Here is a 13,958-nt window from a genome sequence, read left to right on the forward strand (position 1 = left end):
GGCAACCAGAGCCCCCGCCGTACCTCCTGCTGGGTGTCCTGGGTCGGGGTGATTCGTAGGTGCCAGTCGGCTGCCGACCGCCGTGGCAGGACGCGGACTCACGCAGGCGGCGTACGACGCAGCCGTCGCCCACGACTACCTGTGGCACGAGTTCGGGGACCCGGCGCTTCTGCTGCGGTGACCTGTGAGGGGAGTGCGCGAGGGTTTTCCTCCTCGAAACATGAGGAAACACCGCGCACAACATGGCTTACCTACCGTCGGGGCATGACGCACCTGCGAGCCACCCTCGTCGTCGTCGGCCACGGCATGGTCGCCCACCGCTTCGTCCAGGCGGCGATCGAGCGCGGACTCACCGAGACCCACGACATCGTGGTGCTCGGCGAGGAGCCGCGACCGGCCTACGACCGGGTCGCGCTGACCAGCTTCTTCGCTGCCGACAGCCCCGACGAGCTGTCGCTGCTGCCCGAGGGGGAGTACGCCGATCCGCGGGTCAGGCTCGTGCTCGACGCGGCTGTCACCGAGATCGACCGGCCCGGCCGGGCCGTCACCTACGTCTCGCCGACCCCGCGCCCATCCCTCGACCCGCCCCATGAGCCGCTGACAGGGCCGGGAGAGGTGCACACCCTCGGTTACGACGTCCTCGTGCTGGCCACCGGCGCCGCGCCCTTCGTGCCCCCCGTGGCGGGACGCGACAAGGACGGGTGCTTCGTCTACCGCACGATCGAGGACCTCGAGGCGATCCGCACCGCCAGTCGTGATGCGACCAGCGGCATCGTCATCGGCGGGGGGCTCCTCGGGCTCGAGGCGGCCAACGCCCTGGTCCAGCTCGGCCTCGACACCCACGTGGTCGAGATGGCACCGCGCCTGATGCCGGTCCAGCTCGACCCCGCCGCCGGCGCCACCCTGGTGCGACACGTCGAACAGCTGGGCGTCAACGTGCACGCCGGGGTGCTCACCGAGGCCATCACCGGAAACGACTTCGTCACCGGCCTTCGGCTGCGCCCGGCCGGCACCGAGGAGGGCCACGAGACCGAGACCATCGACGCCCAGGTGGTGGTCTTCTCCGCCGGGATCCGTCCACGCGACGCCCTTGCCCGTGAGTGCGGTCTCGACGTGGCCTCCCGCGGGGGCATCCTGGTCGACGAGCAGTGTCGTAGCTCCGACGAGCACGTCTTCGCCATCGGTGAGTGCGCGGCGCCGGGCGGCACGATGTACGGCCTCGTCGCACCCGGCTACGCGATGGCCGAGGTCGTCGTCGACACGCTCCTCGACGGCCCGGGCACCTTCGACGGCGCCGACATGTCCACCAAGCTCAAGCTCCTCGGCGTCGACGTCGCCACCTTCGGCGACGCCTTCGCCACGACCGACGGCGCCCTCGAGCTCGTCTTCTCCGACGCGGTGGCGGGCATCTACAAAAAGCTCGTCGTCTCCGAACCAGACCCCGCGAACGGCTCGTACCGGCTGCTGGGCGGGATCCTCGTCGGGGACGCCTCGGCGTACGGCGTCCTGCGGCCGCTCGTCTCGAGCGGCATCGCGCTCCCTGCCAACCCGGAGGAGCTGATCCTGCCGGCGGGCCGGGGCGGCGTGAAGCTCGGCATGACCGACGAGGCGCAGGTCTGCTCGTGTAACGACGTGTCGAAGGGCGACATCCTGGTCGCGGTCCGCGACGAGGGCTGCGAGGACGTCAAGAGCGTCAGGGCGTGCACCCGCGCGGGCAGCACCTGCGGGAGCTGCGTCAACGTGGTCAAGAACATCATCGAGGAGCACTTCGCCAGCGTCGGCAAGGTGGTCGACAAGGGATTGTGCGAGCACTTCCCGCTCAGCCGCCAGGAGCTCTTCGACATCGTCGCGGTGCACGGCTACCGGCGCTTCGACGACATCGTGGAGGCCCACGGCACCGGCCGCGGCTGCGACGTGTGCAAGCCGGCGATCGCCAGCATCCTGGCCAGCCAGTTCAACGGGCACGTCCTCGACCGCGACAACCGTCAGCTGCAGGACACCAACGACGCCTACCTCGCCAACATCCAGCGCAACGGCACCTACTCGGTGGTGCCTCGGATCCCTGGCGGGGAGATCACCCCCGACAAGCTGATCGTCATCGGCGAGGTCGCTCGCGACTTCAGCCTCTACACCAAGATCACCGGCGGCCAGCGCATCGACCTGTTCGGTGCCCGGATGGAGGAGCTGCCCGCGATCTGGCGGCGACTGGTGGACGCCGGCTTCGAGTCCGGCCATGCCTACGGCAAGTCCCTGCGGACGGTGAAGTCGTGCGTCGGGTCGACGTGGTGCCGCTTCGGCGTGCAGGACAGCGTCGGCCTCGCGATCACGCTGGAGCAGCGCTATCGCGGGCTGCGCAGCCCCCACAAGCTCAAGGGCGGGGTGAGCGGGTGCGCCCGCGAGTGCGCCGAAGCCAGGGGCAAGGACTTCGGCGTCATCGCGACGGAGAAGGGCTGGAACCTGTACGTCGGCGGCAACGGCGGCGCCGTACCCGCCCATGCTCGGTTGCTTGCCGGCGATCTCGACACCGAGACGCTGGTGTCCTACCTCGACCGGTTCCTCATGTACTACGTCCGTACCGCCGACCGCCTGCAGCGCACGGTGGGGTGGGTCGACCAGCTGGACGGTGGGCTCGACCGGGTCCGCGAGGTGGTCGTGGACGACGCCCTGGGCCTCGGCGCCGAGCTGGAGGCCGAGATGGACCGCCACGTCGGCAGCTACTTCGACGAGTGGAAGGCGACCCTGGAGGACCCCGAGAAGCTCGGGCGCTTCGTCTCCTTCGTCAACGCCCCCGACACCCCCGACCCGTCGATCTCCTTCACCGAGGAGCGCGGGCAGATCCGGCCCGCCGAGCCTGGAGTGCCGGTCGTGCTGGCCACCACGATCCCGGTCGGAGCCCCGGCAGGCACGGGCGGCCTCCGATGACCCGCGCCGACCGGACGTGGGAGAAGGTGTGTCCCGTCGATGAGCTCGAGACCGAGCGCGGCGTCGCGGCGCTCGTGCACGGCCAGGCAGTGGCGATCTTCCGGACCCACGACGGCCAGATCTATGCCGTGGGCAACCACGACCCGTTCGCCAAGGCCTCCGTGCTGGCCCGCGGCATCGTGGGCACCCGCGAGGGCATCCCGTTCGTGGCCAGCCCGATGCACAAGCACGCCTTCGACCTGCGCACCGGACGCTGCCTCGACGACGAGCACACCAGCGTCCCCGCCTTTGACGTGCTGGTCGAGGACGGGATCGTGCACGTCGGCGCACGCCGCGAGGTGGCATGAGCGTCGGTACGAGCTGTGGGGCGCCGCTCCACGGCTACCGGGTGGGGGTGACGGCCGCCCGCAAGGTGGAGGAACAGATCACCCTCCTCGAACGGCGTGGTGCGAAGGTCGACTGGGCCCCGGCGCTCTCCAGCGACCCCAACCAGGTGGACGACGCACAGCTGCGGGCCGCGACCGAGCGGGTCCTGGCCGAGCCGATCGACATCTTCGTGGCCACCACCGGCATCGGCATGAAGGCGTGGTTCGAGGCGGCCCGCACCTGGGGCCTCCACGACGAGCTTGTCGCCGCCATCGGCGACTCCGAGGTGCTGGCGCGCGGTCCCAAGAGCGTGGGGGCGCTGCGTCGCAACGGGCTGCGCGAGCTGTGGGCGCCCGACTCGGAGTGTTTCGAGGACGTCCTCGTGCACCTGCGGGGACGTGACCTCGGCGGCCTGCGCATCGTCGTACAAGAGCATGGCCAGTCGCTGTCGATGGTGGCCCATGCGCTGCAGCGCCAGGGCGCGCGCGTCGACGTGGTGACGGTCTATCGAGTGGCGAGCGCGGAGGACCCGGAGCCGATGTTCTCCATGGTCGAGTTGATCGCCGACCGCGAGCTTGACGCGGTCACGTTCACGTCTGCGCCGGCGGTCGCGTCCCTGATGGAGGCGGCCGGGGTGACCGGGCGCCGGGACGAGGTGGTCGCCGCCTTCCAGGCCGACGTCGTCGCCACCTGCGTGGGGCCGGTCACCGCCGCTGCCTTCGAGCTGTGGGGCGTGCCGACGGTCACGCCCGACCGGTCACGGCTTGCCGCGATGATCAAGCTGCTGGAGACCGAGCTGCCGTCGCGTCGGGAGGGTCTCTCGACCGAGGTCGCCGGGCACGTGCTGCTCCTGCACAGCGACCGCGTCCTGCTCGACGGCGTGGAGGTCCGGCTCTCCCCGGCTCCGCTGGTGGTCCTGCAGGCTCTGCTGGTCAACCCCGGTCACGTCGTCGCGCGCCGCGAGCTCCTCGCGGCCCTGCCGAGCGGGACCGCGGGCTCCGAGCATGCGGTCGAGATGGCGGTCGCGCGGCTGAGGGCGGCTCTCGGCACCAAAGTCGTCCAGACCGTGGTCAAGCGCGGCTACCGCCTGGCGGTCGCGGGCTAGCTGGTCTGGACGACCGGCACCACGAGGGCGGTCGCGATCGCCGCGACGCCCTCGCCGCGGCCGGTCAGCCCGAGACCGTCGGTCGTGGTGGCGCTGAGCGAGACCGGCGCGCCGACAGCGGCGGAGAGCGTCTGCTCGGCCTCGCCACGTCGCGGACCGAGACGGGGGGCGTTGCCGATGACCTGGATCGCGATGTTGCCGATCTCGAAACCCGCTGCCCGGACGCGGCTCGCGGACTCCGCCAGCAGGCTCGCCCCGGACGCTCCTGCCCATGCGGGCTCCGAGGTGCCGAAGTGGACACCCAGGTCACCGATCCCTGCCGCGGAGAAGAGGGCGTCGCACGCCGCATGGGCGGCGACATCTGCGTCCGAGTGCCCCTCGAGCCCGCGCGGTTCGTCGGGCCAGGTGAGCCCGGCCAGGTGCAGCGGGACGCCCTCGACCAGCCGGTGGACGTCGGTGCCGATGCCGATGCGGGGGAGACTCACGGTCGCATCATGCCCGATCAGACACAATGGCCGGGTGCAGGAGAGCAAGGGCCGCTGGACAGGGGCCGGAGTCGTCGCGATGGTCGTCGGACTGGCGACCAGCTACGCGACGGCAATGGTCCTGACGATCCGCGAGTCCCCGGTCGTGGCGGTGGCGGAGCTGGTCATCCAGGTCACTCCGGGAGCGGTCGCCGAGAGGCTGATCCGCATCGTGGGTCGGCTCGACAAGCCGCTCCTGATCCTGGGCATCCTGCTGTTCCTGCTGGCCATGGGCGCCGTCGCGGGAGTCCTCGCGAGGAGGAGCAGCCTCAAGCCGATGCTCCTCTGGCTGGGGCTGGCTGCGCTTGGCAGTGCTGCCGTGCTCCTCCAGCCCGGTGCCAGCGTGGTGGACGTGCTGCCCGTGCTGGTCGGCTTCGTGACCTGGGTCGCCGTGCTCCCGGCCCTCACCAAGCCGCTCCTCACCGAGCGGCACCACCCGGAGCTGGCCTCACGCGAGCGGCGGGTCTTCCTGATGGTGGCCGCAGCTCTCGGTGTCGGTGCGATCGGGATCGCCGGCGCCGGTCGGGTGCTGGGCCGCGGTCGTCGCCACGTGGCGGAGAGTCGGCGACTGCTTCGACTCGATGGGGTGACCCGGCCCATCGCTCCGGCCGACACCGCCGTCGGGTTGCCGGGGCTCTTCCCGTGGCAGACCCCGAACGAGGACTTCTACCTGATCCACACGGCGATCGCCGTACCCACCATCGAGCCCAAGGACTGGACGCTGCGCATCCACGGCCTCGTCGACCACGAGCTCACGCTCACCTACAACGACCTGGTGAAGCGAGAGCTGACGGAGTCGTGGATCACCCTCAACTGCGTCAGCAACGAGGTCGGCGGCGACCTCGTCGGCAACGCCTGGTGGAGCGGCATCCGGATCGCCGACATCCTGGCCGAGGTCGGCCTGGATCCCTCGGCCGACTGCGTCCTCCAGACGTCGGAGGACGGCTGGAACTGCGCCACGCCGCTGTCCGCCCTGACCGATGACCGTGACGCCATGCTGGCGGTGGCGATGAACGGCAAGCCGCTGCCCATCGAGCACGGCTTTCCGGTCCGCACGATCGTGCCGGGTCTCTACGGCTACGTCTCGGCGACCAAGTGGGTGGTGGACTACGAGGTCACCCGGTTCAGCGACGTCTCGGCGTTCTGGACAGAGCGGGGGTGGTCGGAGGAGGGTCCGGTGAAGATGGCCTCGCGCATCGACGTCCCACGCTCCGGTGCAGAGGTGGACGCCGGCGAGGTCAACGTCGGCGGGCTGGCGTGGGCCCAGCACACCGGGATCGCATCGGTGGAGGTCGCGGTCGACGGCGGGGAGTGGCAGCCGGCGCAGCTCGGCCAGGCGCCGAGCACCGACACGTGGGTCCAGTGGGCGCTGACGGTCCAGCTCGGGCCCGGGGACCATGAGCTGAGCGTGCGGGCCACCGACAAGGACGGGCTCGAGCAGACGGGCGTACGCCGCGACGTGCTGCCGAACGGCGCCACCGGCTGGCACACGATCCAGGTCAGCGCCGGCGGCTGATCCCTGCCCAGCCGAGTGATGAAGTGGCTCCATCCACGGAGCGGTCGATCACTCGACGCCGGCGTCAGCGGTTGATGACGTAGACGATCCCGCCGCTGGCGTTGACCCAGATGTCCTCGAACTGGTCACGGTCATACACGCGGCGTACGGCGCCGTTGCTCGCGCCCGCCGGGTCGTTGACGACGACGTCGCCGTCGGCCTCGAAGCCGACGATCACCAGCAGGTGGCCGTTGCTGGACGAGATGGGGGCACCGGTGAGCTGGTTGCGCCCGAAGGCGACCGACGCGACCAGCGGGACGCCGGCTGCGATGAAGCTCTCCGCCGCGCGCAGGTCGGGGAGTCGGGTGACGTAGGAGTCCCCGGTTGTCAGGGTGCTGGCGTAGGCGGTGTTGAACGCCCAGTTGCCGGTGCCGTCGTAGGAGTGGTCGTAGACGAGCCGAGCTGTGTGGTCGACCTGTGGGTCGGCGTGCCCGGCCGTGATGTCACTGAACGGGCCAGGCTGCAGGTCGTAGTAGGCCAGCACCATCGCGGTCGAGGTCGGCGAGCACCAGGCCTCACCGCCGCCGCCCCACTGGGGGTAGTGACCCGTGTGCGTCATCTGGGAGTAGGCCGGCACGTCGAGGACGGTCCCGACGGTGGGGCCGGGAGTCGAGGTGGGTGCCGCGCCGCGGGGGACGAGCGCGCTTGCCATGGCGCCGACGCGGTCGAGACGGACGGCCGGTCTGGTCGCGGCGTTGCGGTAGAGGCTGACCCGCACCTGCCACCGGGTCAGGGGCGTGGCGGCCTGCCAGGTGTCGACGCTGACCCGCGCCAGGTCGTCGGTCTGGCTGCCGAGGGAGCGGCGCGAGCGCGCCGGGTTGTCGAGGGTCCACTCGGCCATCGAGTCCCAGCTCGAGACGGTTCCGTCGGGCGCCTCCCCGCGGACCTGCACCTTGACGACCGAGTCACCGTCGGTGACGGCCTCCCAGCTCGGGATCAGCTGGGTCAGTCCGAAGTCGGGGGAGGACCAGGGAGACGTCCACGTCCCGACCTCGTAGTCCCGACCGCCGAGACGCCCGGGGCGCGGCGACTTGGGCACGAGTGAGCCGGCCTTGACGCGTAGCCCCCGGAGCTCACCTGACCGCCACTGCGCGCCGGTCGACCAGGACGCGTTCGCGATGCTCGAGGTCGCTCGTCGGGCCTGGGGCTCCGCGGCGGCTGCGGGAGCGATCGTGGCCAGGGAACCGGCGAGCAGGGCGAGGACGGCGGCGCCGACGGAGGGACGAGGGCAAGGTCGACGAGACACCGGACGACGGTACCCCGGCCATGTCCCATCTGTCCCATGAGTCACAACTCCGACGCGGCAGCGTCTCGTAGGCACCGCAAGGAGTGGGCAAAGCTTGATGCTCCTGGCCCCAGTGCGGTGAAGAACGCCGCGTCGCGGGCCTCGACCACCGCGTTGGCTCGTCGGGCGAGGTCCGCACCCCTGTCCGTCGCCGCCAGTGCCCGGGCGCGGCCATCGGTGGGATGGGCTGCCCGCTCGACGAGGCCCCGAGACTCGAGCGTGCGCAAGACCTGGGAGGTGGTCATCGGATCCATGGCCACGTGGTCCGCCAGGTGGCGCTGCGTGACGGGACCCTTTGCGTTGAGCCACGTCAGCGACGCCAGCAGCACGAACTGCGGGTGCGTGAGGTCGAACGGCTTCAGTGCCGCCCGCAGGGTGGCCTGCCAACGTGAAGTGACCTGCCACAGGAGCAGACCGGGGCTGTCGTCCGCGTGCTCGTGGGCGCTCTGCAGTCCTTCGGCCATGCCTAACGGTGACTGTTCGTGCCGGCGGCGACAACCAGGGAGTCGAGGTCCTGCCGGAGCGTGCGGACGATGCCCCCGCCGAGGATGACCCGCCATGCCGCCGCGAGCGGCCCGGTGAGGGTGACGGTGACGTCGACCCGGGTGCCCTCCTCGACGGGACTGACGACGTGGGCACAGACCAGGCGTGCTCCGAACAACCGGGATTCATCGACGAACGCGTGCTCGTCGAGGCGGGTGATGAGGAAGGGGACCTGGGGCCCGCCCTGGGGCTTGAGGACGCCCGTGGCGCCTTCGATGAAGGGGCCGTCGAGGCGGACCCGTTCGGTGTCGACGTTCCAGTCGGACCACGTGGACATGTCGGCCCAGCGGGCGAAGAACGCGGAGGCCGGCAGGGGCGAGGTGAGGGAGGCGGTCGCAGGAGTTGTCATGAAAGTAGTACGCGTACTTACTATTTGACGTCAAGGAGCCTCTCCGACCGGCTGGGCGCGGCAGGCGAATCGGGGATAGGCCCAGACGCCTCTAGACTCGGCTGGTGACGCAGCAGCACCAGAGCCGGCTCAGGCTCCATGACACCGCGACCCGTGAGGTCCGCGACTTCGTTCCCCTGCAGGAGGGGAGGGCCGGCATCTACGTCTGTGGCCTCACCGTGCAGTCGGAGCCGCACGTCGGGCACGTGCGCTCTGCCGTCAACTTCGACGTGCTGCGCCGGTGGCTCACCGCCAGCGGCTACGACGTCCACTTCATCCGCAACGTCACCGACATCGACGACAAGATCCTCGCCAAGGCGGAGGAGCAGGGTCGGCCCTGGTACAACCTCGCCTACGCGATGCATGCCGAGCTCACGACCGCGTTGGCCTCGATCAACGTGCTGCCGCCGACCTACGAACCCGGCGCCACGGGCACGGTCCCCGAGATGCTCGAGCTCATCAGCACGCTCATCGCTCGCGGCCACGCCTACGTGGCCGAGGACGGTTCGGGCGACGTCTACTTCGACGTCCGCTCCTGGCCGCAGTACGGCGAGTTGACCCGGCAAGGCCTCGACGACATGGAGCCCGCTACGGATGCGGATCCTCGTGGCAAGCGCGACCCGCGGGACTTCGCGCTGTGGAAGGGCTACAAGAAGTCCGAGCCCGAGTCGGCAGCCTGGCCCTCGCCCTGGGGTCCGGGCCGCCCCGGCTGGCACATCGAGTGCTCCGCGATGGCGTCGAAGTACCTCGGTCCCGCCTTCGACATCCACGGCGGTGGCGTCGACCTGCGCTTCCCCCACCACGAGAACGAGCAGGCGCAGTCGCGTGCTGCGGGGATGCCGTTCGCGTCCTACTGGCTGCACAACGCCTGGATCACGACCGCCGGCGAGAAGATGAGCAAGTCTCTCGGCAACTCGCTTCTCGTGCCGTCGGTGCTCGAGCGCGTCCGCGGCATCGAGCTGCGCTTCTACATGGTCAGCGCGCACTACCGCTCGCACGTCGAGTTCAGCTTCGAGGCGCTCGAGGAAGCCGCTGTCGGGTTCCTGCGGATCGAGAACTTCCTGAAGCGCGCGGAGGTGATCGAGGCCGCCACTGAGCTGCCCACTGAGCTGCCCGACGCGTTCGTCGCGGCCATGGATGACGACCTCGGCACGCCCGCGGCGGTGGCCGTGATCCACGACCTCGTCCGCGAGGGAAACACTGCGCTGGCAGCCGACACCCCGGCCGCTGCGGGCATCGCGTCGCAGGTCCGCGCGATGCTTGCCGTGCTCGGGCTCGACCCGGCCGACCCGGCCTGGGCGACCACGAACGGGGCCGGCGACGAGAAGCTGCGCGAAGCCGTCGACGTACTCATCACCGCACTGCTCGAGGAGCGCGCGACCGCGCGCGCCGAGAAGGACTGGGCCCGGGCGGACGCGATTCGCGACCGCATCGCCGCGGCCGGCATCGAGATCGAAGACACGCCCTCTGGGCCGAAGTGGAGCATTTAATGCCAGGCAATTCCCAGCGCAAGGGCGCCATCAAGAAGAGCGGCAAGGGCGCAGTCGTCGGTTCGGGCGGACGCGTCCGCCGAGGGCTGGAGGGCAAGGGCCCGACGCCCGCGGCCAAGGACCGGCCCTATCACAAGGCCCACAAGGACGCGAAGCGCGCCGAGCGCTCGGGCAACGACCGCAACGAGACCGGCCGCCCCAAGCGACGGTCGGCGAAGTCGACCGAGGCCGAGTGGGTCGCTGGTCGCAACTCCGTCGTCGAGGTGCTGACCGCCGGGATCCCGGTGACCGGCGTCTATGTCGCCGAGGGCGCCGAGCGCGACGGCCGACTGCGCGACGCCTTCAAGATCGCAGCCGAGAACGGCTATCCGCTCCTCGAGGTCACCCGCTCCGAGTTGGACCGGATGACCGGTGGTGCCGTTCACCAGGGCCTCGCGGCCCGGTTGCCGTCCTACGAGTACGCCCACGCCGACGACCTCCTGGGCCGCGCGGCCGAGGCCGGGGAGAAGGCGCTGATCGTCGCTCTCGACTCCGTCACCGACCCTCGCAACCTCGGTGCGGTCGTGCGGTCGGCCTCGGGTTTCGGCGCCCACGGCGTCGTCATCCCGGAGCGTCGCGCCGCCGGCATGACGGCAGCGGCCTGGAAGTCCAGCGCCGGGGCGGCTGCTCGAATCCCGATCGCGCAGACGGTCAACCTGGTCCGCCAGCTCAAGGCCTACCAGTCCGCCGGCTGCATGGTCGTCGGCCTGGCAGCCGACGGAGAGATCTCGCTGCCCGAGCTGACCGCCCCCGGTGGGCTCGCCACCGGCCCCTTGGTGGTTGTCGTCGGCTCGGAGGGCAAGGGCCTGGGCCGGCTGGTGTCAGAGACTTGCGACCAGCTCGTCTCGATCCCGATGCACAACCAGCTGGAGTCGCTCAATGCGGGAGTCGCCGCGTCGGTGACGCTCTATGCGGTTGCTCAGGCGCGGAGCTGATGGCCGGCGGGTCCTGACCGGACTCGTCCTCACCGCGGTCTGCGCAGGAGTCGCCGTCGCCTCCGGGTCCACGTTCTTCCTCAACGACAGCCGCACGGTGGTCGTGGCGAGCCATGACGCAGTCGTCAGTCCCACCTTCGACGGGTACGTCGCACTGCGGACGGGCCCGTTGCTGCCCGACTTCCGGCTCGCCGGCGACGGTCCCGTGGGTGTGGACGTCCTGTTGGGCAAGACCGAGACCGAGTCGGTCGAGGAGCTCTTCGCCCGCTACGCCTTCATCGCCAGCGAGCCCGACTCGCAGGTGGCCAAGGTCGAGGGCGCGGTGCGCGACATGGCTGTCTCGGCCGCCCTGCGCGGTGTCGGGCTCGGCCTGGTGCCGTTGGCGGTGTGGTGGCTGCTCGGTCCGCACCGGCGCGGCGAGCTCTTCCGTGGGGTGCGCACCCGCAAGGGAGCCGCCGGCGGCGTCCTCCTGCTGGCGGTGCCGCTCGTCCTCTGGCAGCCCTGGAACGCCCATGAGGACACGCAGGAGGACCAGCGCGCGTGGGAGCCGCTCGAGACCTTCATGGCCGGCTTCCCCCTCCCGCCCGAGGCGGCCGGGATCGAGATTCGGACCAGCCCGACGACGACGCAGACCCAACGCCTGATCCAGAGCGCCGTGGACACCTACGAGAAGAGCAAGGGCTTCTACGACGAGGCCGCCGCCGCTGCCGCTGACCTCGACCTGCGGGAGCCCAGCGAGGACGAGACCGTCGCCATCGTCCTCAGTGACCGCCACGACAACATCGGCATGGACCGGGTGGCTCGGGCGGTCGGGGACCGTGGAGGCGCAACGGTGGTGCTCGACGCCGGCGACGACACCTCCACCGGTCAGCCCTGGGAGGCGTTCAGCCTCGACTCCCTCGACCGGTCATTCGACGACCTCAACCGCTTCGCCGTGGCGGGCAACCATGACAACGGCAGCTTCGTCGGCCGATACCTCGACGACCTGGGCTGGACGATGCTCGACGGCTCTCGGGTCGAGGCGCCCTGGGGCGGCGAGCTGATGGGGGTCGACGACCCGCGGTCCAGCGGGCTCGGCAACTGGCGCGACGAGACCGGTCTGAGCTTCAGCGAGGTCGGCGACCTACTCGCGGACGTCGCCTGCGACGGGGACCGGATCTCGACCCTGCTGGTGCACGACGCCGACCTCGGCGACGAGGCCCTGGCCCGCGGCTGCGTCGACCTCGTCATCGGCGGCCACACCCACGTCCAGGACGGACCGGACGCGGTCGCAGGGACCAACGACCAGACCGGCTACACGTTCACCAACGGCACCACCGGCGGCGCTGCCTACGCCATCGCGGTCGGCAGCAAGCCGCGTCGGGACGCCGACGTCACCCTCGTCACCTACGCTGACGGCCGCCCCGTGGGGACGCAGTGGGTGCGGCTACGCACCGACGGGGTCTTCGTGGTCGGGCCGTATGCCGAGCTGGCGCTCGACGCGACGGAGTGAGTCAGAAGTAGTCGCGGACGTGCACCTGCCGGCCGCCGAAGAGGCTGTCCCACACGCGGTCGCGGTCCTGGACCCCGCTGAGCAGGCCTGCCATACGGAGGTCGGCGCAGGAGGCGGCCCCGGCGTACAGCAGAGACAGGCCACGCGGGGCGAACGTCGGGCCACCGACAGGCCCCGCCGCGCACGTCGAGACGCCACCGTCGACGCTCAGGGACCAGTGCCCGTTCATGGTGTCGAGCAGGTCGCCTTCCACGCCGAAGGCGAGCCCGTCGACCGCGACGCCCGGCGAGGCGAGCCGCAGCCCGGTGAAGGCGCCAGGGACGTCGTGGATGCGCAGCATGTAGGGCTCGCTCTCGACGACCTGCCAGCCGGCGAAGGGCAGCGCGAGCCTGGCGGAGTCGCGGCCGGAGGTGGACAGGTGGACGCGGCCGGTGACCGAGGCGAACGTCGCGATCATGCGCCACAACGCCCGGGTGGCGTCCCCGGTCAGGGTGACCAGGTCGGCGACCTCGAACGTCGAGGTGTCGCCGTAGCCCGAGCCGCGGTTCCACGAGGCGTAGCCGACGACGTCGTCGCCTGCCAGCGCCAGGGTCACGCCGGTGAAGGAGCCGATGAACTCGTCCGCGTCGGCCGGGAACGACGCGCCTGCCCGCGTCAGCGGCCCGTTCTGCGCCGAGGCCCAGGTCTTGTACACACGGCGTACGGCGCCGAAGTCGTCGGCCGTCGCCCGCCGGGTGGTAGTCGACTCGGGCGGCTTGACCGCCGCCAGTCGGGAGGTGGTGATCTCGACGGTGTCGTAGGAGGTGACCAGCTCGAAGCCGTAGCGGCGATAGATGCCGGGCGCCGTCGCGAACAACGTCGAGATGGCCTCGCCCCGCTCGCGCTTGCCTTCGTCGAGGACCGCGGCCATCAGGTCGTCGAGCAGGCCCGCACCCCGGTGCTCGGCGGAGACCGCCACGCCCGCGATCCCGTTGGTCGGGACCTGCGTGCCGTGGAACCACGAGTCGTACTCGCGGCGGACGACCTTGGCGACGAGCCGGTCGCCGTCGAACGTGCCCCAGGTGTGTCGTCCGGGAGCCGGGTAGTCGGCCGGTCCGGGCAGCGTGTAGCCCGCCGGGAAGGCGCCGAACGCCTCTTGGCCCAGGGCCAGCAGCTGCGGGATGTCGTCGGCCAGCAGCGGCCGGGGTCCAGTTGTCATGGGTGCATTTGTTCTTCCTCGCGGAGGACTGCCCGCAAGCGAGGCAGCACACGGTGATGGCGCACTGACGTTGTGGGCAGGGTATCGGCGCACCATTGCCACGCTCCGCGCTGGGC

Annotated in this window: 12 protein-coding genes; 7 read left to right on the forward strand and 5 right to left on the reverse strand. The window is 70.8% G+C overall.

Features of this window, described 5'->3' with window-relative positions:
* Positions 1-264 precede the first annotated feature (264 nt).
* Genes nirB through JWN68_RS02205 form a run of 3 tightly spaced genes read left to right on the forward strand, consistent with a single transcriptional unit; the run spans position 265 to position 4,393 of the window.
* A complete protein-coding gene (gene nirB, locus JWN68_RS02195) occupies positions 265-2,922 on the forward strand; it encodes a nitrite reductase large subunit NirB (RefSeq protein ID WP_297734023.1) in 2,658 nt (885 codons plus the stop codon).
* Entirely contained in the window at positions 2,919-3,269 is a 351-nt protein-coding gene (nirD, locus tag JWN68_RS02200) for a nitrite reductase small subunit NirD (RefSeq protein ID WP_297734026.1), read from the forward strand. Before nirB ends, nirD begins: the two co-directional genes overlap by 4 nt.
* Positions 3,266-4,393: a uroporphyrinogen-III synthase gene (locus JWN68_RS02205; RefSeq protein ID WP_297734029.1), complete on the forward strand. Its 1,128-nt coding sequence runs from the start codon at positions 3,266-3,268 to the stop codon at positions 4,391-4,393. Before nirD ends, JWN68_RS02205 begins: the two co-directional genes overlap by 4 nt.
* On the opposite strand, the gene ispF is transcribed toward JWN68_RS02205, so the two are convergent.
* The gene (ispF, locus tag JWN68_RS02210; protein ID WP_297734032.1) at positions 4,390-4,878 is read right to left on the reverse strand and encodes a 2-C-methyl-D-erythritol 2,4-cyclodiphosphate synthase; all 489 of its coding nucleotides are present in this window, start codon (positions 4,876-4,878) and stop codon (positions 4,390-4,392) included. The genes JWN68_RS02205 and ispF overlap by 4 nt on opposite strands.
* Positions 4,879-4,912: 34 nt before the next feature.
* Here ispF and JWN68_RS02215 point away from each other — a divergent pair, with 34 nt between their 5' ends.
* Positions 4,913-6,433 (forward strand): molybdopterin-dependent oxidoreductase, encoded by a 1,521-nt coding sequence (locus JWN68_RS02215; RefSeq protein WP_297734035.1) that lies wholly within the window; start codon positions 4,913-4,915, stop codon positions 6,431-6,433.
* Between the two features lie 64 nt (positions 6,434-6,497).
* On the opposite strand, the gene JWN68_RS02220 is transcribed toward JWN68_RS02215, so the two are convergent.
* The 3 genes from JWN68_RS02220 to JWN68_RS02230 are packed head-to-tail and all read right to left on the reverse strand — an operon-like array spanning position 6,498 to position 8,649.
* Complete coding sequence (locus JWN68_RS02220) at positions 6,498-7,718, reverse strand: peptidase C39 family protein (protein WP_297734038.1); 1,221 nt, start codon at positions 7,716-7,718, stop codon at positions 6,498-6,500.
* Positions 7,719-7,759: 41 nt separating this feature from the next.
* The gene (locus JWN68_RS02225) at positions 7,760-8,221 is read right to left on the reverse strand and encodes a MarR family transcriptional regulator (protein ID WP_297734041.1); all 462 of its coding nucleotides are present in this window, start codon (positions 8,219-8,221) and stop codon (positions 7,760-7,762) included.
* A gap of 2 nt (positions 8,222-8,223) precedes the next feature.
* Entirely contained in the window at positions 8,224-8,649 is a 426-nt protein-coding gene (locus JWN68_RS02230) for a hypothetical protein (protein ID WP_297734044.1), read from the reverse strand.
* Positions 8,650-8,753: 104 nt separating this feature from the next.
* On the opposite strand from JWN68_RS02230, the gene cysS reads away from it, so the two are divergent.
* Genes cysS through JWN68_RS02245 form a run of 3 tightly spaced genes read left to right on the forward strand, consistent with a single transcriptional unit; the run spans position 8,754 to position 12,644 of the window.
* The gene (gene cysS, locus JWN68_RS02235) at positions 8,754-10,178 is read left to right on the forward strand and encodes a cysteine--tRNA ligase (protein WP_297734047.1); all 1,425 of its coding nucleotides are present in this window, start codon (positions 8,754-8,756) and stop codon (positions 10,176-10,178) included.
* On the forward strand, positions 10,178-11,152 hold the full coding sequence (rlmB, locus tag JWN68_RS02240) for a 23S rRNA (guanosine(2251)-2'-O)-methyltransferase RlmB (protein WP_297734050.1): 975 nt from the start codon (positions 10,178-10,180) through the stop codon (positions 11,150-11,152). The genes cysS and rlmB overlap by 1 nt, the downstream gene beginning before the upstream one ends.
* Positions 11,127-12,644, forward strand: coding sequence for a metallophosphoesterase (locus JWN68_RS02245; RefSeq protein ID WP_297734052.1), 1,518 nt, complete (start codon positions 11,127-11,129; stop codon positions 12,642-12,644). The genes rlmB and JWN68_RS02245 overlap by 26 nt, the downstream gene beginning before the upstream one ends.
* 1 nt (position 12,645) lies before the next feature.
* Here JWN68_RS02245 and JWN68_RS02250 read toward each other — a convergent pair whose 3' ends face one another.
* Positions 12,646-13,842, reverse strand: a complete 1,197-nt coding sequence (locus JWN68_RS02250) for a GNAT family N-acetyltransferase (RefSeq protein ID WP_297734053.1) — start codon at positions 13,840-13,842, stop codon at positions 12,646-12,648.
* Between the last annotated feature and the right edge of the window lie 116 nt (positions 13,843-13,958).

The organism is Nocardioides sp., from assembly GCF_025964975.1.
Taxonomy (GTDB): Bacteria; Actinomycetota; Actinomycetes; order Propionibacteriales; family Nocardioidaceae; genus Nocardioides.